Annotated in this window: 25 protein-coding genes; 9 read left to right on the top strand and 16 right to left on the bottom strand. The window is 52.8% G+C overall.

What is annotated here, in order from left to right; genetic code table 11:
* Positions 1-3: 3 nt before the first annotated feature.
* The 3 genes from R6H26_RS15215 (at position 4) to R6H26_RS15205 (ending at position 3287) form a co-directional block, all read left to right on the top strand.
* Positions 4-1743 (top strand): succinate dehydrogenase/fumarate reductase flavoprotein subunit, encoded by a 1740-nt coding sequence (locus R6H26_RS15215; RefSeq protein ID WP_404783456.1) that lies wholly within the window; start codon positions 4-6, stop codon positions 1741-1743.
* A gap of 90 nt (positions 1744-1833) precedes the next feature.
* On the top strand, positions 1834-2613 hold the full coding sequence (locus R6H26_RS15210) for a D-alanyl-D-alanine carboxypeptidase family protein (protein WP_404783454.1): 780 nt from the start codon (positions 1834-1836) through the stop codon (positions 2611-2613).
* Positions 2614-2624: 11 nt separating this feature from the next.
* Positions 2625-3287 carry an ATP-dependent Zn protease gene (locus R6H26_RS15205; RefSeq protein WP_404783453.1) on the top strand — a complete coding sequence of 221 codons (663 nt, stop codon included), beginning with the start codon at positions 2625-2627 and terminating at the stop codon, positions 3285-3287.
* A gap of 286 nt (positions 3288-3573) precedes the next feature.
* Here the strand turns inward: R6H26_RS15205 and R6H26_RS15200 are convergent, their stop codons facing one another.
* Together R6H26_RS15200 and R6H26_RS15195 are read right to left on the bottom strand one after the other, a co-directional pair.
* Complete coding sequence (locus tag R6H26_RS15200; protein ID WP_404783451.1) at positions 3574-4491, bottom strand: NAD(+) kinase; 918 nt, start codon at positions 4489-4491, stop codon at positions 3574-3576.
* 86 nt (positions 4492-4577) lie between these two features.
* Positions 4578-5564 carry an SDR family oxidoreductase gene (locus tag R6H26_RS15195; RefSeq protein WP_404783450.1) on the bottom strand — a complete coding sequence of 329 codons (987 nt, stop codon included), beginning with the start codon at positions 5562-5564 and terminating at the stop codon, positions 4578-4580.
* A gap of 236 nt (positions 5565-5800) precedes the next feature.
* Here R6H26_RS15195 and R6H26_RS15190 point away from each other — a divergent pair, with 236 nt between their 5' ends.
* Both R6H26_RS15190 and R6H26_RS15185 read left to right on the top strand, forming a co-directional pair.
* Positions 5801-6964, top strand: a complete 1164-nt coding sequence (locus R6H26_RS15190) for an anhydro-N-acetylmuramic acid kinase (RefSeq protein ID WP_404783448.1) — start codon at positions 5801-5803, stop codon at positions 6962-6964.
* Between the two features lie 229 nt (positions 6965-7193).
* Positions 7194-7700, top strand: a complete 507-nt coding sequence (locus tag R6H26_RS15185; RefSeq protein ID WP_404783447.1) for a hypothetical protein — start codon at positions 7194-7196, stop codon at positions 7698-7700.
* Between the two features lie 8 nt (positions 7701-7708).
* Here the strand turns inward: R6H26_RS15185 and hemH are convergent, their stop codons facing one another.
* A complete protein-coding gene (gene hemH / locus R6H26_RS15180; RefSeq protein WP_404783445.1) occupies positions 7709-8872 on the bottom strand; it encodes a ferrochelatase in 1164 nt (387 codons plus the stop codon).
* 125 nt (positions 8873-8997) lie between these two features.
* Positions 8998-10416: a phospholipid carrier-dependent glycosyltransferase gene (locus R6H26_RS15175; RefSeq protein ID WP_404783444.1), complete on the bottom strand. Its 1419-nt coding sequence runs from the start codon at positions 10414-10416 to the stop codon at positions 8998-9000.
* A 125-nt stretch (positions 10417-10541) separates the two neighbouring features.
* On the opposite strand from R6H26_RS15175, the gene R6H26_RS15170 reads away from it, so the two are divergent.
* Positions 10542-11654, top strand: a complete 1113-nt coding sequence (locus R6H26_RS15170; protein ID WP_404783442.1) for a histidinol-phosphate transaminase — start codon at positions 10542-10544, stop codon at positions 11652-11654.
* 47 nt (positions 11655-11701) lie between these two features.
* Here R6H26_RS15170 and R6H26_RS15165 read toward each other — a convergent pair whose 3' ends face one another.
* Complete coding sequence (locus R6H26_RS15165) at positions 11702-14047, bottom strand: EAL domain-containing protein (RefSeq protein ID WP_404783440.1); 2346 nt, start codon at positions 14045-14047, stop codon at positions 11702-11704.
* Positions 14048-14230: 183 nt separating this feature from the next.
* Between R6H26_RS15165 and R6H26_RS15160 the strand changes: the two genes are divergently transcribed.
* Positions 14231-14920: a DUF305 domain-containing protein gene (locus tag R6H26_RS15160; RefSeq protein ID WP_404783438.1), complete on the top strand. Its 690-nt coding sequence runs from the start codon at positions 14231-14233 to the stop codon at positions 14918-14920.
* A gap of 23 nt (positions 14921-14943) precedes the next feature.
* Here the strand turns inward: R6H26_RS15160 and cobA are convergent, their stop codons facing one another.
* The 3 genes from cobA to ftsH form a co-directional block, all read right to left on the bottom strand.
* Complete coding sequence (cobA, locus tag R6H26_RS15155) at positions 14944-15735, bottom strand: uroporphyrinogen-III C-methyltransferase (protein ID WP_404783436.1); 792 nt, start codon at positions 15733-15735, stop codon at positions 14944-14946.
* Positions 15736-15752: 17 nt separating this feature from the next.
* A complete protein-coding gene (locus R6H26_RS15150; protein WP_404783434.1) occupies positions 15753-16511 on the bottom strand; it encodes a sirohydrochlorin chelatase in 759 nt (252 codons plus the stop codon).
* Between the two features lie 61 nt (positions 16512-16572).
* Positions 16573-18507 carry an ATP-dependent zinc metalloprotease FtsH gene (gene ftsH / locus R6H26_RS15145; RefSeq protein ID WP_404783433.1) on the bottom strand — a complete coding sequence of 645 codons (1935 nt, stop codon included), beginning with the start codon at positions 18505-18507 and terminating at the stop codon, positions 16573-16575.
* 165 nt (positions 18508-18672) lie between these two features.
* Between ftsH and R6H26_RS15140 the strand changes: the two genes are divergently transcribed.
* Complete coding sequence (locus tag R6H26_RS15140) at positions 18673-19233, top strand: NADPH-dependent FMN reductase (protein WP_404783431.1); 561 nt, start codon at positions 18673-18675, stop codon at positions 19231-19233.
* Between the two features lie 13 nt (positions 19234-19246).
* Here R6H26_RS15140 and R6H26_RS15135 read toward each other — a convergent pair whose 3' ends face one another.
* Positions 19247-20392: a ferrochelatase gene (locus R6H26_RS15135; protein ID WP_404783429.1), complete on the bottom strand. Its 1146-nt coding sequence runs from the start codon at positions 20390-20392 to the stop codon at positions 19247-19249.
* A gap of 184 nt (positions 20393-20576) precedes the next feature.
* On the opposite strand from R6H26_RS15135, the gene R6H26_RS15130 reads away from it, so the two are divergent.
* Positions 20577-21137, top strand: a complete 561-nt coding sequence (locus R6H26_RS15130) for a hypothetical protein (RefSeq protein ID WP_404783427.1) — start codon at positions 20577-20579, stop codon at positions 21135-21137.
* A 389-nt stretch (positions 21138-21526) separates the two neighbouring features.
* Here the strand turns inward: R6H26_RS15130 and R6H26_RS15125 are convergent, their stop codons facing one another.
* From R6H26_RS15125 to R6H26_RS15095, 7 genes are all read right to left on the bottom strand, one after another.
* A complete protein-coding gene (locus tag R6H26_RS15125) occupies positions 21527-21901 on the bottom strand; it encodes a hypothetical protein (RefSeq protein WP_404783425.1) in 375 nt (124 codons plus the stop codon).
* Positions 21898-22173 carry a hypothetical protein gene (locus tag R6H26_RS15120; protein WP_404783424.1) on the bottom strand — a complete coding sequence of 92 codons (276 nt, stop codon included), beginning with the start codon at positions 22171-22173 and terminating at the stop codon, positions 21898-21900. Before R6H26_RS15120 ends, R6H26_RS15125 begins: the two co-directional genes overlap by 4 nt.
* A gap of 35 nt (positions 22174-22208) precedes the next feature.
* Positions 22209-22646 (bottom strand): hypothetical protein, encoded by a 438-nt coding sequence (locus tag R6H26_RS15115; protein WP_404783422.1) that lies wholly within the window; start codon positions 22644-22646, stop codon positions 22209-22211.
* A 183-nt stretch (positions 22647-22829) separates the two neighbouring features.
* Positions 22830-23384: a pentapeptide repeat-containing protein gene (locus R6H26_RS15110; protein WP_404783420.1), complete on the bottom strand. Its 555-nt coding sequence runs from the start codon at positions 23382-23384 to the stop codon at positions 22830-22832.
* 559 nt (positions 23385-23943) lie between these two features.
* On the bottom strand, positions 23944-24768 hold the full coding sequence (locus R6H26_RS15105) for a hypothetical protein (RefSeq protein WP_404783419.1): 825 nt from the start codon (positions 24766-24768) through the stop codon (positions 23944-23946).
* Positions 24769-24793: 25 nt separating this feature from the next.
* Positions 24794-26143: a glutathionylspermidine synthase family protein gene (locus R6H26_RS15100; RefSeq protein ID WP_404783417.1), complete on the bottom strand. Its 1350-nt coding sequence runs from the start codon at positions 26141-26143 to the stop codon at positions 24794-24796.
* A gap of 3 nt (positions 26144-26146) precedes the next feature.
* A complete protein-coding gene (locus R6H26_RS15095) occupies positions 26147-26890 on the bottom strand; it encodes a DUF1190 domain-containing protein (RefSeq protein ID WP_404783415.1) in 744 nt (247 codons plus the stop codon).
* Between the last annotated feature and the right edge of the window lie 110 nt (positions 26891-27000).

The raw sequence follows: 27000 nt of genomic DNA, 5'->3' as shown, positions 1-27000 counted from the left end.
ACCATGATCGATTGTGATGTCATCATCGTCGGCGGAGGACTCGCAGGCTGTCGCGCCGCCCTAGAAATCGCCCGTACAGACCCCCAGCTTAGCATCGCCCTAGTCGCCAAAACCCACCCCATCCGATCGCACTCTGTCGCAGCCCAAGGCGGCATCGCCGCCACCCTCAAAAACGTAGACGATCGAGACAGCTGGGAAGCCCACGCCTTCGATACCGTCAAAGGTTCAGACTACCTCGCCGATCAAGATGCTGTCGAGATTTTAACCAAAGAAGCCCCCGAGGTCGTCATCGACCTAGAGCATCTGGGCGTGCTCTTCTCCCGCCTACCCGACGGACGCATCGCCCAACGCGCCTTCGGCGGCCACAGCCACAACCGCACCTGCTACGCCGCAGACAAAACAGGCCACGCCATCCTCCACGAACTCTATTGCAACCTCCTGCGCTTCGGCGTCACCATCTACGAAGAATGGTACGTCATGCGCCTGATCCTAGAAGACAATCAAGCCAAAGGCGTCGTGGTCTACCACATCCAAGACGGCACCCTAGAAGTGCTCCGCGCCAAAGCCGTCATGTTTGCCACGGGCGGCTACGGTCGCGTCTTTAACACCACCTCCAATGACTTTGCCTCCACGGGCGACGGCCTAGCGATGGTCGCTTTGGCAGGGCTGCCCCTGGAAGACATGGAATTCGTCCAGTTTCACCCCACGGGACTGTACCCTGCTGGAGTCCTCATTTCCGAAGCCGTGCGCGGAGAAGGCGCATACCTCATCAACAGCGACGGCGATCGCTTCATGGCCACCTACGCCCCCAGCCGGATGGAACTGGCCCCACGGGATATTACCTCCAGGGCGATCGCCACAGAAATTCGGCAGCAGCGCGGCATCAAACCAGACGGTAGTGCGGGCGGGCCGTTTGTGTACCTAGACCTGCGCCACATGGGCAAAGAAAAAATCATGAGCCGCGTCCCCTTCTGTTGGGAAGAAGCCCATCGATTGGCCGGGGTCGATGCCATTTACGAACCCATTCCCGTGCGGCCCACCATTCACTACTCCATGGGCGGCATCCCCGTCACCGTAGACGGGCAAGTGCGCCGCGATGCCAATACCCTCGTCAAAAGCTTCTTTGCCGCCGGAGAAACCGCCTGCGTCTCCGTCCATGGCGCCAACCGCTTGGGCAGCAACTCATTGCTGGAATGCGTCGTGTACGGGCGGAGGACAGGGGCGGCGATCGCCCAATACGTCCCAACCCAAACCCTGCCTGCGATCGACGCACAACACTATCTCACCGCCGCCAAACAAGAGATCGAGTCCCTGCTCGAACAACCTGGAGACATTCGGATTGGCAAACTCCGGCAACAGGTTCAGGACTGCATTACTGAATACTGCGGCGTATTTCGATCCGAGGCACTGATTACAGAAGGGCTGCGCCAATTTAAGATCCTCAAAGATGCCTACAAAACCATTCGTTTAGACGATCGAGGCACCGTCTGGAACACCGAAATTTTAGAAGCCCTAGAACTGCGCAGCCTCGCGATCGTGGGCGAGATCATTATGACCAGCGCCCTACATCGCAAAGAAAGTCGCGGCGCTCACTGTCGCGAAGACTATCCCGCCCGAGACGATGCTGCCTTTTTGCAACATACCCTGGCTTGGTATCGCCCCGATGCGGTTCAGGATGCGGTTCAGTTAGACTATATGCCTGTCACCATTACCCACTTCCAACCTCAGGAACGTAAATATTGACTCTCTCAGCCCCCTCTATCTCCTCTATCTCCTCTATCCAAGGTACTCGCAGAAACCTTACAATGCATCTCAGCCCATCGCCTTTGTTGTATGCGTGATGATATCCCTGAAGCGATACGGCGGTCGGCGAACGAACCTGCCAAGTCCAGCCTTCCCATCCCCGCGATCGCAGTTGGCGGTTCGATTGCAGTGGCGATCGCCCTGATTGCTGCGGCGCTCGTGCTGTGGCCGAAAGGCGAACCCGCCCCTCAAGCCAAAGCAGGCGTCAACCCGCCTGTCGTCGCGCCCCCCTCAGCTGCGCCATCTCCCGCTCAGATCGCAGCAGCCTCCCCAGACGCCTCGCCCGATCGGATGCTGGGTCACTTCGCCTATGCCGAAGCTCCCATCGACGAGCTAGCCCCCATCACCGCAGACGGATCCGTCAAACTGCGGCAGGCAGCGGCGGAATCCTATCGCAAAATGGAGGCCGCAGCCGCCGCCGAAGGCGTGCGGTTAATTCCTATTTCCGGCTTTCGCTCCGTCGCCGATCAAAACGACCTGTTTTTTCGCGTCAAAGAACAGCGCAACCAACCCGTCTCAAAACGAGCTGAGGTGAGCGCGCCTCCCGGCCATAGCGAACACCACACGGGCTATGCCGTCGATATTGGAGATGCCGAGCGTTCCGACACGAATCTCAGTCAAAGCTTTGAAAGTACGCCAGCCTTTCAGTGGCTGTCTGCCAACGCTGCGCGGTTCAGTTTTGAAATGTCCTTTACCCAGGGCAACGCCCAGGGCGTCAGCTACGAACCCTGGCACTGGCGCTTTGTCGGCGATCGCACTAGCCTAGAAACCTTCTACCGCGCCCAACACCTCAAGCCCGGCAACCCCTAAAATGGGGAGATATGAACCAGCTTACTCTCAACGCGATCGCCCTCAGCGTATTTGGCATGACTTTATCTGTCCTGCTGGGGCCATTTCTCCACATTTCTCCAGCCCTGAGCGCGGGCGTTATTTTAGTCGGCCTCAGCGCCGTTACCGTGGACGGGTTCCAGTTCCAGTCCCTCGGCCTCACGCTGCTGCTCGACACCCTAGCCCGACTCTCCCCTCAGTACCGACAGCGCGTCCTGCATCACGAAGCGGGCCATTTTTTAGCCGCTTCACTCCTGAACCTTCCCATCCAATCCTATTCCCTAAGCGTCTGGGCCGCTTTTCGTCAGGGGAACGCTCGACAAGGTGGGGTTGTGCTAGAGCAACCCTCAGATATCGCGCCTTCGGATTGGCTGAAGGCAAACATTCATAACCTCTCTACCGTCTGGGTGGCAGGGGGCGTTGCGGAAGATCTCAAATACGGTTCTGTTCGAGGCAACGAAGACGACCTCCGACAGTTGAGGGAAACTCTGGCCTATTTGGGCCTGAATATCAAACTCTACGAACAACAGGCTACCCGTCGCGCCCGGCAACTGCTAACTGAAAACTGGGACGCCTACGAGTTGCTAGTCTCGCAAATGGAACTACGTCAGCCCGCAGCAGAATGCTATGAAGCCGTCGCGCAGTCTAAGGGTTAGGCCATTTCCAGGATAAAAGCTTACCGCTGGCTTCGACTCCGCTCAGCCAGCTAGAGACTAGAACTCTTGCATGAATCCTGGAAGCCCTCCGAATGAATTCGGGGCTACAAGAACAAAGTCTGCCTAAGCCTGAAGGCTGGCTTCGCTTGCGCAGACTAAATCCGGATTTCTCTTAAGTCCGCGAAGGCGGACATCGTCCTTGTAGCCGCGATTTTAATCGCTAGGATATTCGTCGTGCAAGAGGTCTACTGTAAATATTTGGTACGCAGCCGATTCTAACCTCTTGCTAAGGCAGTTCTACAGAGGTGGGTTTAGCAATGTGGGGCAGTCCCCAGCCCAGTTTCTCGCGCAAAATCTTAAAAAACTCTGGCGAACTCAACCGAATAAATCGCGCTGAAAAAGGAGATTTTTGTACCCTCACGCGATCGTCCGGCAGCATATAGCAGCCCGCATTGCCATCCACCACTAAAATGAGCTGCTGTCGATTGGCCGGAAAAATCTCGACGGGTTCCGCATCTGAAAAAACAAGGGCGCGGGATGCGAGGGAATGCGGGCAAATCGGGATTAATTGGAGCACTGAGACGCCAGGGGTAATGACAGGTCCGCCCGCTGCCAGCGCGTAAGCCGTCGAGCCAGTGGGGGTTGAAATAATCACCCCGTCCGCTGCAATATCGACCAATGCGTGCGCGCCAATTTCAACTTCAAAATGGCACATGCCCGTAAGGGGTTCCTTGTGCAGCACCATTTCGTTCAGAGATAGCGCCTCCCAGAGAAGCCCCCCTTCATGAATCACCTGCACCGTCAGCATGACTCGGTCTTCAACGGTATACTGCCCTTCCATCAGAGCGCTCAAGGCCTCTGGTAGCTGGTTGAGATAGGTTTCCGTCAAGAAACCCATATGCCCCGTATTGATCGTCAGGATGGGAATGCCCGCAGGAGCCAGTTGACGGCAAGCCGACAGGACCGTTCCATCTCCGCCGAGCACCACGGCAAAAGCCATGTCCGCATCAAAACCCGGCGGCACCATATTTTCAATTTTGGAGTAGCAAGCAGGCAATTCAGGGCGAGAATAGCCCAAAATACCGCCTACCCCTGTGGCCAATACAACATCCCAACCTGCAGCCTTAAAGTAACGGGTAATGTCCTTAGCGGTATTGCAGGCAATGGGCTTGTTGTCGTTATAAACAATTCCGGCTTTCCCCACGCGATTCGGCCTCTACCGTTATTCTGCTTTTTAAGATCGGCAACTGGCAGATGCAGGGCATCTAAATCTGAGTTCAGTCCATAGACCTAGGTAGATTGAGATGACTTGAACGGCGATCGCTTTTTCTTGGACTTCTGCTGTTGCTTGTCGTAATCGATCTCTTTCAGCTTTTTGAGAATGCGATTAAAATAGTCTTGCATATAGGGTTCAAGCGTGGCAATGCTATCGGGATCGATTTCAAAGGCAGCATAGACCTCTGCCATGGGCGTATTGAGGGGCTGCCCTGAGGTAATCACTTCTGTGAAAGCCAATCGTTCTGCAGCGCTCCATCCCCACTGAAAAAATCCTACGAATTTTTGCAGCCCTTTCAGAACCCCGACTGGAATCCGAGAAACTTTTGCTTCTTTGCCAGAAAGCTGCTCGCAGAGCTGAATGATCTGCTCTGCCGTCCAAGCTTTGGGACCGGATAGATCGAATGCTTTCCGGTAGGTCGCTTCTTTCTTAAGCGCCTGTACGGCAAACCGGGCAATATCTTGAGAGTCCATATAGGCGATCGGCGTTTCTTCCCCCGTTACCCACACCGGTTGATTTTCAAGAATTGGGATGTTGTACTGCCCGATCAAGCCTTGAAAGAAACCGCAGGGACGCAGAATTGTATAGTTCAGGCCGGACTCCTTCAGGAAGGCTTCAGTACAGCGTTTGATGTCCATCAAGGGCACCTTAGGGTAGCGATCTGCCCCCATGATCGAGAAAAAGATAAACCGCTCGACTTCCGCCGCTTTTGCTGCCTTGATGAGAGCGACTTTACCTTCCCAGTCCACTTCCCGGAGGCTTTGGGTGTCTGTCGCGCGAGTCGTGGCGGCATCGATGACAGCCGTAACGCCTTCGAAGGCGAGTGCCAAAGTGGAGGAATTGCACAGATTGCCCTGGACGAGATGGGCGCCCCATTCTTTCAAGAACGCGGCTTTTCTAGCGCTCCGGACCAGGCAGCGAACTTCATACCCCTCATCTAAAGCGCGACGCGCGATTTGCCTGCCAAGGGTTCCGGTAGCACCAACAATTAATAAAGTCATGAGGGATTTAAATTCAAATCTTAACTTTTGTAATATTTTATCAGAAATTAATAAGTTCACGGACATTTGTTCGAAAACAGGCTTATTGGGGTCAATCTCAAAGAATCGAGTTAAAAGCTTGGCATTTGGCCTCGCTCCCCATTGCTCGGGAGCTGTTACCGGGATAGATGTAAAATACCGCGAACTTTTGAGCGGACTCGATGCTACAACTGAGAGGAGTTTTGTGGGATGGGGCCATGCAACGGATTATCGGATTGATGAGCGGCACGTCTGTGGACGGTATCGATGCTGTCCTGGTGGATATCTCCGGTACCGAGCGGGATTTGGCGGTGGATCTCATTGCCTTTGAAACCTATGCTTACCGTCCCGCGCTGCGGCAGCAAATTCTAGCGGTTTGCGCGGGTTCTCCCCTTTCCGTCGAGGCGCTGGCGACTCTGGATAACGCGATCGCCCAGGCGTTTGCAGAGGCGGCGATCGCCATTCAGGCCGAGCAATCCCTCAAAGCAGATCTCATCGGGTCCCACGGTCAAACTGTTTTTCACCGCCCTCCCCAAGCGGGACAGTTGGGCTACAGCCTCCAATTGGGCCGTGGCGAGGTCATCGCGCGCGCGACGGGGACCAAGACTGCAAGCAATTTCCGGGCGGCAGATATCGCCGTTGGGGGACAAGGCGCGCCGCTCGTGCCTAAAATTGACCTGTGTTTGCTGAGTCACCCCACCCAATGGCGATGCGTCCAGAATCTGGGCGGGATCGGAAATGTTGCGGTTTTACCGCCCCTGGACTCAGAACCTGAACTGGGACAAGGCGTTAGAGGCTGGGATACGGGTCCGAGCAATGTGCTCCTAGATTTAGCCGTGTCTCGATTTACCCAAGGCCAGCAAACCTACGATGCAGGCGGACAATGGGCAGCCCGAGGCGCGATCTGCCAACCGCTGGTGGAGCGGTGGCTCCACCAGCCCTTCTTCCAACAATCCCCTCCAAAATCCACCGGACGAGAGTTGTTCGGCCCGGCGTATTTACAGGCTTGTCTTGAAGATGCTCGCGCGTATCAGCTCGGCCAAGCGGATGTGCTGGCAACCCTGACGGAACTGACCGCTGCCTCCATCGTGCAGAGCTATCGGCAGAGTTTAGAGGCGATGCCGGACCGGGTGCTGCTCTGCGGCGGGGGAAGCCGCAATACTTATCTGCGGGAGCGGATTCAGGTCCTGCTCGGAGACGCTATTCCGGTGACGACCACCGACGATGCGGGGGTGAATGCCGATGCCAAAGAGGCGATCGCCTTTGCAGTGTTAGCTCACTGGCGAGTGTTGGGCATTCCAGGCAATCTTCCCTCGGCTACGGGTGCGGCCCAATCCGTGCTCCTAGGGGATATTCATACACCCTGGACGGCGTCAGGCTGAAAATTCTGCTGAAATCGCTCGAATTTACGCTCCCAGAATGTTTCTCCCATTCAGATACAGGGCAAACTAAGTCGTAGGGGCGCAAGTCCTTGCGTCCCTACAGAATGGTTAGTAGTTTTTATTTCGGGAATAGCCTAGAATCTTCACCTCCACGCTGCAACCCTTCCGCAATCCAACGCTCCTCTCTTCCCCTGCAACAGCCATAGCCACACTCACCCGAACCGCATAAATGTCTATTAACTTTGCTGCAAAATCAGCTGCTTCGGCCCCTGCCGACCATACATTTTTAATGAACGACGGACGTTGGAAACTCCAGGGACATTGGTTGCTGAGTCGAGATGAACCCTGCGTTCCGGTTCGGGGAAAGGTGATGGTGGTCTGGAATAATGACGAGTGGTTTAGCTTGGTGGGCAAAATCACGCGTCCTTCGCTGGCAAATGAAGCCGGAGATGCCACCGATATTACATTGCAGTACCGGGGTCGGATTGCCGGAGAAACGCAGCAGCAGTATACGTTTGTACTGCAGCACAGTCAGTACGGACAGACAGAAGGCGAAGGCTGGCTGATGCCAGACTCGATTTTGCAGCGGTTTTGGATTTTGGGCGATCGCGACCAGCGCTTTGGCGTCGAACGGTTCTACCGCATTAACGACGATCGCTACTACTGGTCTAGCAGCATCATGACCGGACACGCGCTCATCAGCAGCCTGGAAGTAACCCTAGATCGCTCCAAATAGAACCCTGCCTACAGCAAACCGATCGCGTGCAGCGGCCCTTGACCGCTCATGAGTTCGATAATCAAGGCAATAAAGCCCAGCATGGCAAAGCGACCGTTCCAACGCTCTGCAGCGGAAGTCAACCCCCACTCCCAGCGCTCCTGAGGGTACATCTTGACCTGCTTGCCAGGGCGTAAAACCTCCGCAAAAGCGATGGCTGGGTTGCGCAGCGATTCCACGACCATATCGCCTAAATCGTTAATAAATTTAGGATAGGTATTCAAAGCAGGCACTCGACGAAAGCGATCGATGCCCGCGTCTTGAGCCAGTTCGCGATATTCCATATCGATTTCTTGAAGCGTTTCGATATGCTCGGAAATAAAGCTGATGGGAACGACCACGAGTTCTTTGACGCCTTGCTCTCCCAGCTCTTCAAGCTTGTCTTCCGTGTAAGGCTGAAGCCACTCCACCGGACCGACGCGGCTCTGGTAAGCCAATACGTGCGGGTTGGACCGATCGAGCGCCTTCATGATGAGTTCGGTGCAGTTCTCAATTTCGGTTTGGTAAGGATCGCCTGCTTCTTTGACGTAGCTCACTGGAACGCCATGGGCGCTAAAAAACACCGTTGCCTTCTCAGGATCCGCGCACTGGTCTAGTTCTTGTCGCACGAGGTCTGACATAGACTCGACGTAACCAGGTCGGTCGTACCAAGAGGGAATGACGGTGTACTTAATTGTTTGGAGTTGAGGATCGGCATTCCACAGGTCTTCCAGCAACCGAAAGCTAGATCCGCTGGTGCTGATGGAAAACTGCGGGTAGAGGGGCAGTATCACCAATTCCTGCACGCCGTCCTGCTTGATTTTGGCGATCGCCTCTTCGGTAAAAGGATGCCAGTACCGCATCCCGATATATACCGATGCATCTAAACCTTTGCCGCGCAAATTATCCTGGAGGGCTTTAGCCTGCTCCTCAGTAATCCGGCGAAGCGGCGAGCCGCCGCCAATTTGCTTGTAGTTCTCTTGAGATTTTTGGGCGCGGCTGGTCGAAATAAACCAGGCCAGGGGTTTCTGCAGCCAGCGAAAGGGTATCCGGATAATTTCAGGATCTGAAAATAGGTTGTATAGAAAGGGACGGACATCACTGAGTTGCTCTGGCCCTCCTAAATTCAGCAGCAAAACTCCAACGCGTCCCATACACAAGGCTTCCTAAACTTAACTCAGCTTTGTTACCGATTTTAACAATATATCTTCACATCAAACGGTAACGTATGAGAGATTATATATCTTGTTTATTGCGAAAGATTCTCAATCGATCGAATTTAAATCCAAGATCGAAACCAAATGCGCCACTGCCACTCTAGGGGACGAATGGGCAATCCCAGATAAACGGGAAGCCAGAATAAAAAGCCGAAAATACTGAGGGCGATCGCGACCAGGGAGAGGATGCGCAACGGTTTGAGCGAATGGGGAAGTCCCGTTTCGAGCAACCAGGCTAACGCCAAGCTGCTGAAGAGGTAAGCTGGCATGTAGTGATATAAAAAAGCGCAGCGACTGATGCTCAGCCAGGGAAGGATGTTAGCGGCATATCCGGTGATGAGGTAAAGCGGAACGTAATGTTTCTCGGAATTAAAGCGTAGAATGTTTCGACTCGGGCGGATAAGCTGTCTCATCTGCAGGACGACGTGCCACACCATCATGCCTAAAACGATGGCGATCGCGACCGTCGCGCTCCACCACAGCGGTGGATTTCCCATTGCATAAACGCTGTAGACGTACTTAGCTTTGTTAAAGGGAAGGGGAGGACCTGTCGCCGGAAGACTGTCTTGGAGCGATGAGGCGAGCTGATAAAAATAGCTCACCGGACGCTTCATCAGCGGCCACTCCGGCAGTGACGAGCAATAGGGATGGATAGACGGTCCATTCCCCACCCTTTGGTGGTAGCCAAACATTTGTCGGTGCACTTCAATAAACCCAAACTCTGGGTTTTGCAGCAAATGGGGAATCCAGAGCAGGCTGTACAGTACGGCACCCGTTACGGGAATAAAAATGAATAGCTTCGTGAAGGATAGCCGCAGGAATTGTTCGAGCGGAAGCTCTTGAGCGAGCCTCAACCCCGGTCGTCCCAAACGGCCCAGCCGCCCGATCGCCCAGAATAAATACAGCCCCAGCAAGAATCCCAGTCCCGTCCACTTTACGGCTGCTGCTGCTCCAAAGCTCAACCCTGCCAACGTCAGTGCCGTCCAATGTTTCCACCCTCGCTGCTGACCGCTCAATAGCGCCAGCCAATGGCCTAGCAGCCCAAACGCCAAAACGTAAACATTGATCAAGCCATAGCGCGACTCCACCAACAGCAAGCCATCTAGCGTTGCAAGCGCCCCTGCCAAGAGGGCGAAGCTATAGCGGCGCGCGATCTGAACCCCCAATCCGACAACCAGCAAAGGAATGCACGAACCCGTAAGGGCATTCATCCAGCGGTAGCCCCACGGATTGAAGCCCTTGAGCCAGATCCCCACGGCAATGAGGTACTTCCCTAAAGGTGGATGGGCGTCGAAGAACGGTGTCTGGGTGAGGTAGTTACGCGCGAACTTAGCAAAATAAACTTCGTCAAAGACCAAGGTGTCAAAGCGCTCTAAGCCCCAAAACCGCAGGCCCAGCGCAATCCCCCACAGCGCGATCAGACCGAGCCAAAACCAGGGTGGTGCGGCGAATTGACGTTTAGAGAACTTGGAGCGATCCATGAATCAGTTCCTTGACGATCGAATGGGCAGAACATCATACCCTGCATTTTCGATACATGGGCTACGATCGAGCATACTGAAAGACAGTGCATCTCTGCCGCGTCGATTCACATTTCCCCACTGCCATGCTGCCATTCCTGCGCTCCGATCTAGCCCAGCTCAATGCCTATACGCCCCACCCCGAAGCAGAAGGCGAACCCAATCTCGCCGTCGATCGGCTGGATACCAATGAGTGCCCCTACGATTTGCCTGTCGAGCTGAAGCAAAAGTTAGCGTGGACCTATCAGCACCAGATTGAAGCCAATCGCTATCCAGATGGGGAACACGATGCCCTGAAAAGGGCGATCGCCGCCTACGTCACCGAATCTGCTACCGATTCGGTACAGATCGACCCCAGGCAGATCTCCGTTGGCAATGGGTCCGACGAACTGATTCGCTCTTTGCTGATTGCAACGTGTCTGGGCGGACAGGGTTCGATATTGGTGGCCGAGCCTACGTTTTCCATGTATGCCATCCTGGCCCAAACGCTCGGCATTCCGGTCGCGCGCATTCGTCGCACCGAGGCGTTTGCCTTGGATTTGCGAGAGGCCGAAGCCGCCGTTAGTTCTTCCACTTCAACGCCAGTGCGCGTGGTGTTTGTGGTGCATCCCAACTCTCCGACGGGGAACCCGCTGACGAGGACCGAAATTGATTGGCTGAAGCAGCTTCCGCCCAATATTCTGGTCGCGATCGATGAAGCTTACTTTGAATTCAGCCAACAGACTTTGGTCGCGGAAATCGCCCACCGCTCCAACTGGGTGATTTTGCGTACCTTCTCCAAGGCGTTTCGACTGGCAGCCCATCGCGTGGGCTATGCGATCGCCCAGCCGACTCTTATTCAGGTTCTCGAAAAAGTGCGGTTGCCCTACAATCTGCCAGCCATGTCTCAAGCGGCGGCTCAGCTTGCCCTAACCCACCGCGCCCAGCTTTTGCAAAGCATTCCAGAACTGATGCGGGAACGCGATCGGATGTACGCCGCTCTCTCGCAACTGCCTCGATTGCAACTGCGGCCCAGCGCTGCTAATTTCATCTATGCCTGGCTAGAAACCGAGGCCGAAACCGAGAATTTGCGCCATCAACTCAGACAGCTCGGCACGTCCATCCGTTTTACAGGTGGCGGTCTTCGCATTACAATCGGCACGCCAGCGGAAAACGATCGGACTTTACAGCGAATTTCCAGCCAACTCCAATCCGTTTGAGGGAGAAAGAATAGCTCCGTTCCCTCTCACGGAGTTTCAGAGCAGTCTTACGGTTCTTTCAGCAAGGGTCGAAAGGAGAGCAATTGTTCTGCGATCGCCCGGTCGGCATCCCCTTCAGTCAAAGGCCTCCACCATAAATAACCTTGACCGAACTCGCAGCCCAATTCTCGCAGCATCTGACATTGGTCATCCGTTTCGACCCCTTCGGCAATGAGGTTTAGCTTGAGTCCTCGGGCCAACGAAATAATGGTTTTAATAATTTCCATGCTTTGTTGGCTGTACTGAGCCTCCTGCACGAAGGAACGGTCTATTTTTAAACCCTCCAGGGGAAGTTGGTGCAGGTAACTCAAGGAAGAATGACCGGTCCCGAAATCGTCTAACAGAATCCCCACCCCCTGGGCTTGAAGTTTCTCCAAAACGCTGGCACTCGCTTCGGGGTCCTTCATGACGATGCTTTCTGTAATCTCGAGCTTGAGGCTCGTGCCTGATACTTGCGTCGCCTGCAATACCTGCACGATCGTCTCGACGAGGTTGGCAAACATAAAATTTGCACTGGATAAATTAACGCTCATCGTCAGATTTTGCCTTGGATGCCGCTCTTGCCATTGACGGAGCTGCTGGCATGCTGTTTGAAGCGCCCATCCGTCTAAAGTCGCAATGATGCCCATCTCCTCTGCAATGGGAATGAAGACCGATGGCAAAATTAATCCGTGCTCTGGATGCTGCCACCGCAATAATGCTTCGAATCCCCTCAGCCGACGGTTACTTATTTCAATAACTGGCTGGAAAACCAAGAAAAATTCTTTGCGCTCTAGCGCTTGACGCAAAGATACTTCCAACTCCATTCGGTGAATGGTTTGGCTGCCTAAGCTTTGATCGAAAATCGAGAACGTGCCTCTGCCATTGGCTTTTGCTTGGTACATCGCAATGTCTGCATTTTGAATCAGGCGATCGGGACTGACCTGAGAGGATCCAAACGCAATTCCAATACTGGCACTGGTTACGATTTGATGCGTTCCCAGATAAATCGGCTCTTTGATTTTCTGTTGCAGCCTTTCGCACAGAAATTCAATATTTCTGGGATGGGCATTGGCCGCGAGAATGGCAAACTCGTCTCCGCCAAAACGAGCAACGGTATCTTCGCTGCGCAGGCACGATTGCAGCCGTCGGGCTACTTCCATCAGCACCCGATCTCCTACAATATGCCCCAGGGAATCGTTGATAATTTTGAAGCGATCGATATCGAGGAAAGCAATGGCGAACGAAGATTCAGCGTCGCGATTGCAATATTTGATGACTTGTTCGAGTCGATCTGAGAATAAAGTGCGATTCGGGAGTCCCGTTAGGGCGTCGTAAAGCAATGCACCCTGCAAGATTTGTTCCTGAAGCTGTCGAGATTCTGTAATATCTAAAATGTTGAGGATATAGCCCAAGAGCTTTTGTTTCCGAAAAATAGAGATTTGCTCGACCTGAAAGTATTGATGAAGGGCCAGTATCTCTATTTGACCTCTAACTTTGAGCTGGTCCCAATCCGACGCTTGCAAAAATGTAACGAGCGTTTTTGCCGACGCTCCAATTGAATCTTGAGTGCATTCCAGTAACGCTTCTGCGGCAGCGTTGAACTCAATTAAGCGGTAGTGCGGATCGACCACTAAAATAGAAGCCTTCAAGCTGGCAAAAATCTGTTGGTAAGCTAAAGGCGATCGCTGAAGGAGTTGATAGTGAGAGAGTCCCCAACAAAAAAGCACGCTACTGAGAGACAGCCCGATCGGCGTCAAATCGAAAAAACGGAAAGGATCGTAAAGTGGTGAAAGCGTTAGAATGTTGAGAAGAAGAGGCGTAAGCCCGCATAAAAGCAAAAGGAATAAAGGCCTACTTTGATTTTTTCTACTCTGCCACATCGCGCGGATTAAATAGCCGTGGCCCAGGACAATTAAGGCATAGCTATAGGGAACGTGGATAAAGCGGAACCACGAGCCGCGTTCGTAATGCGCAATTGAGATTCCGAATAGCCAGTCTTCCTCCGTAATGCTCCACATCAGCGAAGACCAATCAGGGTTCCAGTAAATTGCTAGCGTTAGGCAAGGGACCAAAAATAATAAGACCGGAGGAGGGGTTCGATCTCCGGTAAATTGCAAAATAAAGTAAAACCACAGGACGGGAATCGTAACGTATGGAAACACCTGGATTCCGGTCCAGATCCAAAAATCGTCAAGGCTATGGTTGAGGAAAAATAGGCCGGAGGTCGCGCACCACAATGCCGTCATCAGCGCAAACAAACGAAATCCCCAATCTGCCTGAGCGATACGCTGCGGGACCAAAATTGCAATGGTGGTGCAAATGACCGCCGCTAAAAGATTGACAATGATATAGAGCGCCAGGAACCACTGCATTATTGACCTGCGAATCGAAGATAGTCCCGAATAAGTGGAATCGAGGCTCGATTAAGGCTCTATTATCGTTCAAATTAACGCTCGTTACATCTGTAGTGGATTTTGCAAAAACTCAATTGACTCTCTCGCTGAGGGGAGAGTTTAAGATAATGACTTTGATTTTGAATAAAAGGTCTGACGGCGATGATAAATCACTTTAAAAAAGCAGGTCTACTGCTCGGATTGGCAGTAACGGTTCCGCTCAGCAGTTTGTTCGTATCCTGTAATGTTGACTTTAAAACCCAAGCCCAAGCGCCAAGCCCCACCAGGGTGGATTCAGGTGCGATGAAGGGGCAAGGCAATCGTGGTGGTATGGGACACAATATGTCCATGGATCTAGGTCCGGCGGATGAAAACCTCGATCTGCGCTTTATTGATGCCATGATTCCCCACCACGAGGGCGCAGTGGTGATGGCCAAAGAAGCGCAGCAGAAGGCGAAACGCCCTCAGCTTCAAAAATTAGCTAAAGACATCATTCAGGCCCAGAATCGGGAAATCGCTCAAATGAAGCAGTGGCGAAAAGCTTGGTATCCCAAAGAGAGCAGTACGCCGATGGCTTGGAGTGCTGAGATGGGTCACATGATGGCAATGTCGCCATCCCAGAAACAGAGCATGATGATGAGCCAAGATTTAGGTGCGGCTGATGCTGGATTTGACTTGCGTTTTATTAATGCGATGATTCCTCACCACGAAGGGGCGATCGCGATGGCGAAAGAGGTTTTGGGCAAGTCTAAGCGCCCCGACATCCAGAAGCTGGCTCAAAATATCATTGCTTCGCAGCAGACGGAAATCAAGCAGATGCGCGATTGGAAGCAAGCCTGGGCTCAAAAGTAATACCGCGATTCCATTGCAATGAATCAGATGACAGGAAGCAGCGACGGTCGGGCTATCAGCTCGTGAAGGCTGACCACATCGCCGACCACCGCGATCGCCGGGGCATCAAACCCCGTCTCTTCCATTTGCTGCAAAATCGTCGCAAAGGTTCCGACTAGTTCTCTTTGGTTGGGGCAAGTTCCCCACTGGATCAGGGCAATGGGGGTTTCGAGGGGGCGTCCACCCGCCTGAAGTGCTTCTAAGATATGGGCCAGGTTGTGGATGCCCATATAAATCACGATCGTGTCAGAACTTCGGGCGATCGCCTGCCAATTCACTTGGGGCTGGTATTTTCCTGCGTGCTCGTGACCCGTCACAAAGGTTACAGAAGAGCCGTAGTTGCGATGGGTGACGGGAATTCCGGCGTAGGCAGGCGCAGCGACGCCAGCCGTAATGCCAGGGACAATTTCAACAGCAACCCCGGCCTCGATTAGGTCCACCATTTCCTCGCCGCCTCGCCCAAATACGAAGGGATCTCCTCCCTTCAACCGAACGACTGCGGCATGCTCGCGAGCCTTTGCGATGAGCAGTGCCGTAATCTCGGACTGCACGAGGGAATGCTGGCCTCGTCGCTTGCCCGCATGGATCTGCTCTGCCTTTGGGTTCATCATCGCGATAATAGCGGGGCTGATCAGAGCGTCGTAAATGATGCAGTCTGCGTGCTCTAGTAAGGCTTTTCCCTTGACCGTCATGAGACCCGGATCTCCCGGTCCCGCTCCCACTAAATACACTTTTCCCATCGGAGAATTTAATTCATTGGCTCGATTGTTTGTCATCTTAGGTTCATTGCAGCTTACTGCGGCACGGATGAAGTACGAGTGCAGCGGTCCAATAAAAGCGTAGCCAGTAAGGGGCTTGGATTCAGCGGTCGTGCGAGGTGTAAGTCGAGTTCGCTATATTCAGCGCGGAGCTGAGCGACGCGATCGCCAATGGAGTCAATAATACTGCCTGTGAATAAAAAGTAGGGAAGAATTCCAACGCGTAAGGGCGTCCCTCCAGAGAAGGATCGGAGCCGAGCTTCTAGGGTAGGTGCGGTGGCCCAATAGGCAGACGCGGCACCCAACTGAGTCGCTAACGCGTCGATGGCCGGGTTGCCGCCGGGGCGCTTGGTCCCGTGAGCTAGCAAAATCCAGCGATCGCAGCGCAGCTCGTTCATTCGCTCCTGTAAGAGCTGCGCCATGCTGGGATGAGAACCGAGGAAAGGGCAAAGCTGTAGAGAAATGCTTTCAGGCATGTCAGATCGGGCTTGATGGATCGCTTCGGGCAAATCTCGATTGACGTGATTGCCAGCCACCAAAAAAAGGGGGATCAGAAACACCTGACGAATGCCGTCTCTGGCGACAGCGGCTGCAAACGCAGCAATCTGAACCGCCAAGGGTTGCTCGCCAAACTCCAGTACGCCTGTCCCGACATAGGGCACGGGCTGTTTTAGCGTTCCATGCGCGGCGAGGTTATTTCGAACGAGAGTGGCACAGGCCTCTAAGCCCTGACGCGATCGCGGATCTCGACTGCCGTGGGCAATCAAAAAATAAGCGGCAGAAATTTCAGACAAAGCACCGATCCAATGGATGAGCGAGTTGAGGGAATACGGATGTGAGTTTGGCGGATCCCATCTATTGTAAAGGCAGCTCCAATGACTCTTCCGTATAAGAAACAGCCATTGCCGAACTCGCGCTAAGGGCAGGTTGTTTCTTCGTTTGCTGTTTGTATTGCTCCACAATGGCGCGGAAATCTTCGCCCTCAATAGTTTCTTTTTCGAGCAAAACTTCGACCAGTTTTTCCATGACTGGGCGATGCTCTCGAATCACGCGGCGGGCTTCTTCGTAACAGCGCATCACGATCTGGCGCACCTGCTGGTCGATCTTGACCGCCATTTCTTCGGAATAGTCCGAGCGCGAACCCCAGTCTCGCCCTAAAAACACCTCGCGATCGCCGTCTAGCTCTAGGGCCATATTGCCTAAGTCGGACATTCCCAACTTCGTTACCATTTCGCGGGCGAGGTCTGCCACGTACTGCACGTCGCCCGATGCGCCGTTCGTCACTTCGGCATCGCCAAACACTTCCACCTCAGAGGCGCGACCGCCTAAAGCGATCGTAATGCGATCCATCAGCCAAGACCGACTCCGCAATCCGCTGTCGAGGTCTTCGTCTTTAATGATGGATTTCGCAAATCCGCCAATGCCGCCGGAACGGGGGATGATGGTAACTTTGTCGAGGGGATCTGCGTTTTTCAGCAGGGTCATGAGCAGGGCGTGGCCCACTTCGTGATAGGCAATCACCCATTTCTTTTTGCTGTCGAGCAAGGGCGTCAGGGTCAGTCCGATGGTGACGCGATCGATGGCATCCAGAATTTCTTGGTCGGTAATGCACTCTTTGCGGCGACGGGCCGTGAGAATGGCGGCTTCGTTGAGCAAATTCGCGAGCGCTGCCCCTGAGAAGCCGGGGGTCCGACGGGCGATCGCCTCTAGAGAAATCTCCGGTGCCAGCTTTTTGGTCCGGGCGTGGACTTCTAGAATGCCCAATCGCCCGTTGTACGTGGGTAAATCGACAATGACCTGACGGTCGAACCGACCCGGACGCAGGAGGGCTGAGTCCAAAACATCGGGGCGGTTGGTGGCCGCGATGATGATGACGCCCGTATTGCCCTCAAAGCCGTCCATTTCGGTCAAGAGCTGGTTGAGGGTTTGCTCCCGTTCGTCATTGCCGCCGCCGATACCCGTGCCCCGCTGACGGCCCACGGCGTCAATTTCATCGATAAAAACCAGGCAAGGCGCGTTTTCTTTGGCCTTTTTAAATAAATCTCGGACGCGGGAGGCACCCACGCCTACAAACATTTCCACGAATTCCGAGCCGGAAATGCTGAAGAACGGGACGCTGGCTTCCCCGGCGATCGCTTTGGCCAACAAAGTCTTACCCGTTCCTGGCGGGCCGACGAGCAGCACCCCTTTCGGAATTCGCGCGCCCACTGCCGTAAACTTTTCAGGCTGCTTCAGAAACGTGACGACCTCTTGAAGCTCTTCTTTGGCCTCTTCAATGCCTGCCACATCGTCAAAGCAAATCCCCGTCTGCGCTTCCATCTGGAAGCGCGCCCTGGATTTGCCGAAGTTCAGGATTTGTCCCGGCCCGCCAGGCGCGTTACTGGCCCGCCGCAGGAACATCAGCAGCAAGCTCAGCAAAAAGAATCCCAGCAGCAGGTGCAGCAGAATGCTGACGACCGGGTTGCCGGCTTCTTCCGGCGCGTAGGTAAAGTTGACATTCTTATTGCGCAGCAAGCGCGTTAACTGCACGTCTTGATTGAACAGCCGTACCTCTTGAGGGGGTGCGTTGCTGGGCTGACTTTTTAAGGTATATCTAGCGAGATTTTGGTTTGGGAGCAGATTGACCTCCCGAACCTCTTCGTTTTTAATCTGCCGAATAAAATCGCTGTATGAGGTTTCGTTTTTTTTGGCCTGCGCCATTCCAGGTGCTGCCTGTAGCAGCACCAAACCCAGTGCTACTAAAGATAATCGCCCACCTATGCGCTGCTTTTGCTGCTTTGTGTCGTGCATTTTGCTTTAGTATCAATGTCCACCCTTGAGAGCAATTGCCCGATGCCCTGACAGTTACCTCTCCTCAAGCCTAGTGTAGAGAAGCCCAATCTAACAACTGTACATCCCACTATCTGGGATCGGATTTGCTATCTTATACGTAGTCGTTATGAGTTTGTTGTAGTTATGATTCGGATTGTCGGACTCAATGGCAGCCTTCGTCCCGGTTCTCACTCAAAGCAGGCTTTGCAGTTAGCTTTAGGCAATGCCAAACGGCTTGGAGCCAGCGTCGAGCTGCTAGATTTACAGGTTCTTCGGCTTCCTTTTTGTAATGGTGGAGATGTTTATCCAGAGTACCCAGATGTGGAGTATCTCAAATCAACGGTTCGCGAAGCCGATGGCCTGATTTTGGCGACACCTGAGTACCACGGCAGCGTGAGCGGCGTGCTCAAGAACGCGCTGGATCTGATGGGGTTTGAGGAACTCTCTGGAAAGGTGACGGCAGCCATCAGCATTTTGGGCGGGCAGTCCAATAGCAATGCTCTTAACGACCTGCGGATTATCACCCGGTGGGTTCATGCTTGGATGATTCCCGAGCAGGTGGCTATCGGTCAAGCTTGGAAGGCGTTTGACGCTGAGGGCAACATCACCGATCCAAAGTTGGCAGGGCGTCTCGAAGAATTGGCCAAAAGCCTAGTCGATACCGCTCGGCGCTTGAGGAGCGAGACGGAGGCGATCGCCTCCTAGTCTCAATCTCCCTTTAGTGATGGTGCGCTGCGCCATGGTGGTGGTGGCTGTGGCCTCCATCGTGGCTGTGGCTGTGTTCGCGGGCCGTGCGGACCGCAGGGTCCTCTAGCAGGGCCTCAATTTGCGGGATAGCCCAGCGCGCGGCCATTGCCAAAAACTCTGGATGGTCGTTGACGCAGTCCATCTGCACGAATTTGACCCGATCGTGTTTGGCTTCTAATTGATGGATGATGTGATGGACGTCCAATAGCGTCTCGTGGTTTTCAGTCGCAAACCCGATGGGCACAAACACGATCGCCTTAGCGCCCAGCTCGATCAGGTTGCGGGCCGCCTTATCGGCAGCGGGCTGAGTCCAGTCGATCAACGGCGTGTCGTGGTTGAGCCAGCCGACCGAAATCAGCGGGTAGCGATACATTAAAGCTTCTCTGGTTTTGTCGTAGAGGGCTTGACTTTCGGCAATCCCAGACACAAACCCTTTGGCTTTGTGGGGGCACCCGTGATTCATGAGCACGATACCCACTTGAGAGGGCAGATACTGAGTCCCCAGGGTTTCTCGAATGGTGGACTCGGTGCGCTCCACTAAGAGCTGAATGTAGTCGGGCTGGTCGAAGAAGGAAGGAATATAGCGCAGGCTGCTAATCCAAGGTTCTTCCCCATTGCTGAGTTCTTCTAAGCCCTGATTGACTTGCTCGACGGCAATGCCGCTGGTAAAGATCGAATCCACCACCAACAGCGGATAAATCAGCAGTTTGGTAAAGCCCTGGGCTTTAATTTCTGCCAACACCTGATTGGGCAAAAATGGCGCGCAGAAATTGAACGCTTTGAAGACTTGGACGCGATCGCCCCATTTTTCTTGGAGCTCGGCTTCGATGCCCGCTCTTTGCCTCTCGAAAATGGCGTTATGGGGCGATACGAAGTTGTGGTGAGTGTGTCCCCACTCGTGGAGGTCGAACATGGCCAGCAGCTTCGCTAAGGGGGGATAAACCCAGGTTGGCACTGGCGCAAATTTAGCTGTCAGTAAATTCAGGGCCTTTTCGTTGTAGTTGGCAAAGTCTTCGTATTTTTCAACTTCACCATAGCCCATCAGCAGTACAGCAACTCGGTCATCGATGGCGCGATCGGGGCTTAGTGTCTGCAATTTTTCTGGAGTCGTAACCACAGGGCTTCCTCTTGGTTTATTTCAAGCTTAGCTTTACAACAGCCTAGCATCCCCTCCCAGGGGAGTGTTAGCGGATGCATTACTGCTTAACAGATGGCGGGTTTGCCCCCTCTAGGAGTGATGTTTCGGGCTGTTTTACAATGGGTTGAGATTGCCCCAAAATCCTTCACAATATAAATAATTGATGGCTATCATTCTGTGCCCTGGCATTCACGATCCAGCGCTCACGCTGTCATTTTGGGACGCAATCCAATCGGTAAAGTTGCCCGGACCCTCAAGGGCGGCACTTCCACGTCCCTATATTTTCCCAGATGCCCGCCATTGGGCTTTTTCGTCACCCCACGTTTTGCAGTTTTTGCATCAATCTTTGCCGATCGCTCAACCGCTGGTGCTTTTGGGTTTTAGCGCGGGCGTTGTGGGGGCGATCGGGGCGGCTTGGGCGTGGCAGCAGCAGGGCGGCACTGTTCGCGCGCTGGTGGCTGTGGATGGATGGGGCGTGCCGCTCTATGGGACGTTTCCGATTTATCGGTTGAGTCACGACGGTTTTACCCATTGGAGCAGCCAGGGGTGGGGAATGGGTCGAGATCCGTTCTACGCCGATCCGGGCGTGCCGCATTTGGAGCTGTGGCGATCGCCGGATCGAGCCTGGGGCTGGTGGGATCGAGGCCAGCGTCCGCAGCGGACGAATGCAGCGGTTGCGATCGCGCGGTTGCTGGCTCGATACGAGGGCCGATTTCAGAGTTAGATGGGTGGCTGAGGTGACACATATGGATGTGTTATTGGAAACAATGGCGCAGACCGAGGACGCGCATTGGCAACTTATTGAAACTGGGAACATCTCGTAGCCATGCGATTTTGACGGGTCTTAGTCGTAAAGGTTATGGGCGATTGTCGAGAACGTTGGCGACGCAGACGGGAATGACCAATGATTGGTTAGCAAAACAAGGATTGCTCTCGATCCGCGACTTTTGGATGAACGTTCAGGGTTATGCCAAGAAGTCAGTCAGTTTGTCCAGCAGTTAAGTTTGGAACCGCCCATTGCGGAGTCGCACGATGGGTGGTGTGGGAGGGGGGATTCGTGAGGATTCTCCCTATCCTGATTAAACACCCACACCCGTCAATCAATCATCACAGTCACTCAGAAAGTGTTTTGATTGTTACCATTCCACCGTTAATTGTTTTAATGCAGACTTCATATCCATACAATAAGCCTACTCCAATCAGTGAATTGGTATTAGATTCGTTAATCTTGATAGTGCGAAATTCTCCGTCCCAAATGACTGTTGCTGAGTAGACATCAAATCTTTGAGTACTTCCATCTCCCAAAACACCCTCTTCACTACCACGCCAAGGGAGATTTAGTTCTGCGATTGTGGATGGTGGCAAAGTTAGGAAGCCAGTATATCCAGTATCGATGATTGCATTGACTACAACTCTTTGCTTACCCAAATTACCCACAACTATACGAACAATTGCTTCTCCATTTACATTAACGACACCAGTAATCATGTTTTCGTCGTCAACCCATGCCAACCAAAGCGGTGAACCCCACGATGTCCAATTCGGATAAACCAAGTTTGAGCGTCGGGATTCCGTTCTAGCAATCTATCAGAAGCAACCAGTGTATCGTCAGAAATTTCAAAGTCTCCGGTTTCAATGTCGATCGCCACAATTTTTCCATCATTTCCTGCTTCGACTTGTTGTCGAATGCCAGACTCATAGAGTTCTTGCCCCCGTTGAGCTAGCTCTTCTTTGCTGTACCGTCGTTGTCGAACTGTCATAGGACTTGACCTCGCTTCAACTGTGCCCCTTTATCTTAACCTAGGCAACTAAATTTTCTGCGTACTGCTGCGACTGTCCAGCAATTGTATTTCTCCAAGGCAGCTAATTTCTCATTCGCAATCTTTTGCAAAAATTTCTTTTCAGATTGTACACCTCTTTCAAGCAAGCTCCTGGGGCAATCTTTTCGTTGCAATACATGAGCCATCATGGAGCCTCCCATAGCAATATCTGGATCGTTCTCTCCTAATTCATAAAGAGCGATCGCAGTCTTTTCATCAAGTGATGTCTGCAACTTAATGAAATCGAGAAATGCTCCCCAACGGTAATGCTCTATATTCGCATCTTCTCCCGTAACCCACACAGCTTCGAGTTGTTTTAATTTGGCTGGTGTGATAATTCCTAACTCCATCCATGCTTGACTGAATTTGAGAGTGCGAAATATTTCCATTTTCATCGCTCTAGAATTCTCCATCAGTGGCGACCAAAATACTGGCAATATTCCCGCTTTTCGTGTTTCAGCAGTCTAACGGCCTCGAATTTAGCGGTGGCTAGAAAAATAAGCCACTTACCCGTGTGTTCCGACCATCCGCTGCAATGAGTAGTTAGACACGAACAGTAAGGCAACTTGAACTAAAAATATTGTACAAAATCTGTCTTAAACGTTATTGTTCCGAATACTTCCATCTGGCATGATCGTATTTTTGAAAGTGACTTTATCGATATTAGTACCATCCAATATAGCTCCAGTCAGATTGGCATTCGTCAGGTTGGCTCCCTCCAAAGTAGCACTACTCAAGTCAGCTCCTCGCAAATCAGCTCCTCCTAATCCAATACTTAGCAAGTCGGCTCCTCGCAAGTTAGCATTATGCAAGTTGACTCCAGCAGCAGTGACGCAACTCAAACAGGCACCAGCCAAGTCAGCACTGCTCAGATTGGTACTGGGCATATCAGATTGGAATAAGTAGGCATGGCGTAGATTGGCTCCACTCAAATTGGCTTCTTCCAAACAAATTTCACTTAAACTAGCTCTACTCAAATTAGCTCCACTCAAGTTAATTCGACTCATGTCGGCAACATCAAAGTTAATGCCACTCAAATTAGCTCCGCTCAGGTCAACCCCAACCAAGTCATCATCACCGAAAATAGTTGAATCGTCACTGAAATCTCTCTCGCCAACAGCATAACGCTTGAGTAATTCTTGAGAATTCATAAAAACAAACTTCAATAAATTTAGAATTCTTAGTGGTCTAACTCTAAATAGACGGACAGCATCCACCCATATCGCCCTGTAGGCTATTTAGGCGGATAGCAGTCCCCCTATATCGTCCAATCTGGCATATGGACGGATAGTTGTCCATCTATATCTCTGTTTTGGCTATTTAGATGGATAGCATCCATCTAAATAGCCTTTTGGGTCATATAGGCAGATGCATCCGTCTATATCCTAATTTTCGGCATATAGGCGAATACGCATCCGCCTATATCGCTATCTGGGCTATATAGGCGGATAATTTCAGGATTTTTTCGAATGTCGTATTTATTAACTTTTCTTGCTGTCAATGTCAATACTTTTGCATTTCTCTACGTGTCTGGCATAGTCGAGCAGCTCAAAAAATGGATCGGTTGCGCGATGTCCCGTGCCTTGGAGTTTCTACTGACACTGCAATTAATATTCAGAGCGGTGCTGGAAGTGCGATCGCCAAGGTCGGAGCTTCGGTCACAAAGTTCAGAAGGAGCACTAATACCTTTCGACTGACACGCTCATACCCCTATTGCATCCCAACCGGAACCAGTTCATCGCCCTGCGGCACCCATTGCCAAAGCGATCGCAGCACCTCAGCAGAAGGGCGATCGCCTAACCCAAGTTGGGCCAAAACGACCTGAATAATGACCTGACTGAAGTAGCTCGGAAACCGAAACTGCTCCTGGGCGTGATCTAAAAAAAAGGTCTTGTAGTAGTGCTTCAAGCTCTTCTCGAGGCCAACAATGTCTTGCAGCAAAGGCTCCACCTCGTGTAACCGATGGGAATGCTCCCATAACAGCACTCGCGCCGCATTCTGAAAATGCATCCCTTCATCCTGGACCAAGTAGCGACCGACCCGCTGCACCGCAGCATCAAAATGAGAATAATATTCCCGTAAATCGCGCCGATAGGAATAGACCGAACCGATCTCATCAAACATCAGCGTCACCAGCATCGTAAATTCGTCTTCTAATACCCGCTCAATGGGTTCCGTCTCGTGGACGCGGGCTGCAAAACAGCGATTCATTTCTGCATAGCTCACCCCCGCAATGCAGCGATAAGTCCGACGCAAAGCTTCATAGTGCTTCAGCTCATCGGCAAGCCAGAGGTTCAGCATACTCAGAAAAGCATCCGACATCTCCCCTTTGCGCGCCCAAATATAGTCGTACAGCGCTTGGGCATCCCCCTCCGAATACACATCCCGCGCCAGTAACAGCCGAAAATTTGTCAGAACTCGAGCCGGAACCCGTTCAAGACATTCGGGGGCAATGACACGATCTAGGCCGATCGCCTCATCGAGCGTCCAAGAGTTTTGGCAGAGGTAGAGACGACGGGTAGGGTTTGACTTCATGGCTTTATCTGAACATGCCGCAAATTCAGGCTGATGCAGAAATATACAGCCCATCATTGGAAATGATGTGCGGAACGATCGAACAATGCCGACCCGTAATGCGAGAGGTATCGCCCCGCAAAATAATTCCGGCAGGCTCATCATTAATGACCCAACTCCCCACCACGTAGTGATAGCCAAAAGCCTGGGGTAACTCGATATATTCTTGATAAATATAGCCCTCGGTGCCGTAGCCCATCGCAGGCCGCTGCTCCACGGCGCCCATGCCTACATCAATGGACGTGCCGACGCCCTCCATGCCAAGGAGGGGCTTTTTGACATGCATATTCAGCATCAACTTCGTCGCTTCGAGGGATACATCACTGTCAAAGTAAGTTTCTAGTAAATAGGGGCGATACTCCGAGTTCTTAAACCGTTCCCACATCAGCGCCATTGCCCCCTTATTGGACAGCACCTGCTTCCAAAGGGGTTCTAAAACCTTTACATCTCCCTGTTCTAAGCGCTGGGCTAACGCTTCAGTGCATCCCGCATTCGCCATATCGTTCTGGAGATCCGACCAGTCGTACATTTTCCACAGCACCGGAATGCGATCGTTGACGTGATCGACAAAATATCCGTCTTCATCTAGCCCTAGCCCGCGCTGAATGGGCGTGCCCCTGTCATCCTCTAGCCCCCGCAGATAGACCACCTGCGTATAGATGTCAGGATCGACCTCGTCGTGCAAAATTTGAATCAGCTGCATCGCCATTTCGAGGTCTTCTTCGAGCCGTTCATCGACCAGAAAGGAAATGCCCGTTTCCTTGAGGTGATAAGCCTCCACGATCCAGCGCCATTGCCCCGCAATCTGCTCCCAAAACTCATTAAATTGGCTGGCATCGCTCGGTAGGGGCAACGCGCTGTTTTGATAGTTGCGGCAATAATCGACGAACCAATTCCATTGGTAAACCGTTTCTGCGCCCAATAAGGGCGTTTCGCCATTAATTTCAATGAGTTTGATGGCTCCCGTTTCGTTGACCACCAGGTCAAACCGGGTCATGAGGGTCAAATCCTCCACAGGCTCAACCCGATCCCAGCTTTGTTTGATGGCAGCCCAATAGTCAGGCCGAATTTTCAGGAGCGCTAAGCGTCGATCTACCTCTCCCGGTACTTCTTCTGTAAAAAACCAGTCCAAAAATTCAATACACATCGCCCAGAGTCGCTCAGTGGCTCGGGCGATCGCCGTTTCCTCCTGGGTATCGAACTGAATCGCAAAGGGCTGCGGGAGTGCCTCAACCCAGTATTTTTGCTGGGCATCGCTCAACGCATCAGCCTGGTAAGCGTTGTCGCGGATATGCTGTTTCCAGTGGGGGCGTCGTAAGATTTTCAGGGCTTTCATCGGCTACTTCCCGCCCCGTCCCGTACTTCTAAAGCTCGAACCAAACCCCTGCTTGCTGCGTCCTGAAATCGTGCCCCGCGCTGAGGTTCCGGCGGGTCTTTGGGGCGCTTGAAAGGTGGTGTGTTTGGGCACCGTCACCCGTCCCGTTGTGGTTTTAGCCACTGTTCGACCAAAGGGCGTCACGACTTGTCCGGGGGTTTGACTGGCATAGACCGGGCGCGGTTCGTAGACTCGCCGATAGGAGCCGCCATGGTTGATGTAGCTATAGCTCGGCGTGCTGTAGGGATAAAAATAGGAGCCGCCATAGGCTGGGCGATAGCCCGATCCCGATCCACCAGAAGAAGCGGCTGGCTCGCACTGCACTCCTTCAGCTTGGCAGTCTTGCAGGCTGGCATAGACGGGAGCCGTGCGCTCGTGCTCTTGACGGCCTGCCAGCATCTGCGGCGCGCAGTCTTCCGGCTTCATTACGGGGGGGACGGGCTTTTGCTTGAGTTCGCCCCGCTGCGCTGCGGCTAATTGAGTCTGATAGGTTTGGTTTTGCCGTTTTAGATCTGCTTCGCACTGCTGCGCTGTTTCATAAAAAACGGCATCAATCGGTTCGTCGGCAGTTCGATCGATCTCTGGCTGACTGCTGCAACTGGCTAAAATGAGCGCGGCAATAGCGGCGATCGCCAAACTTTGCTGAACGCGTTTGCGCTGAATCAGACGGAGTTCTAGAATGGTTAGGTCGTGCTTGTGGTGAGTCATTTCGGCAGTACGTCAAGATGCCTGTAGGGTTAGTTTTCCCACTCTAGTTGAATTACACCTCATCTTCAGTGATAGAGATCGCGGTACCCCAAGGGTTAAGGTCAGACTCA

The organism is Altericista sp. CCNU0014, from assembly GCF_044923475.1.
GTDB lineage: Bacteria > Cyanobacteriota > Cyanobacteriia > Thermosynechococcales > Thermosynechococcaceae > JAAURS01.
The sequence above is the reverse complement of the archived record's forward strand: the minus strand, read 5'-3'. Positions and strand labels throughout refer to the sequence as shown.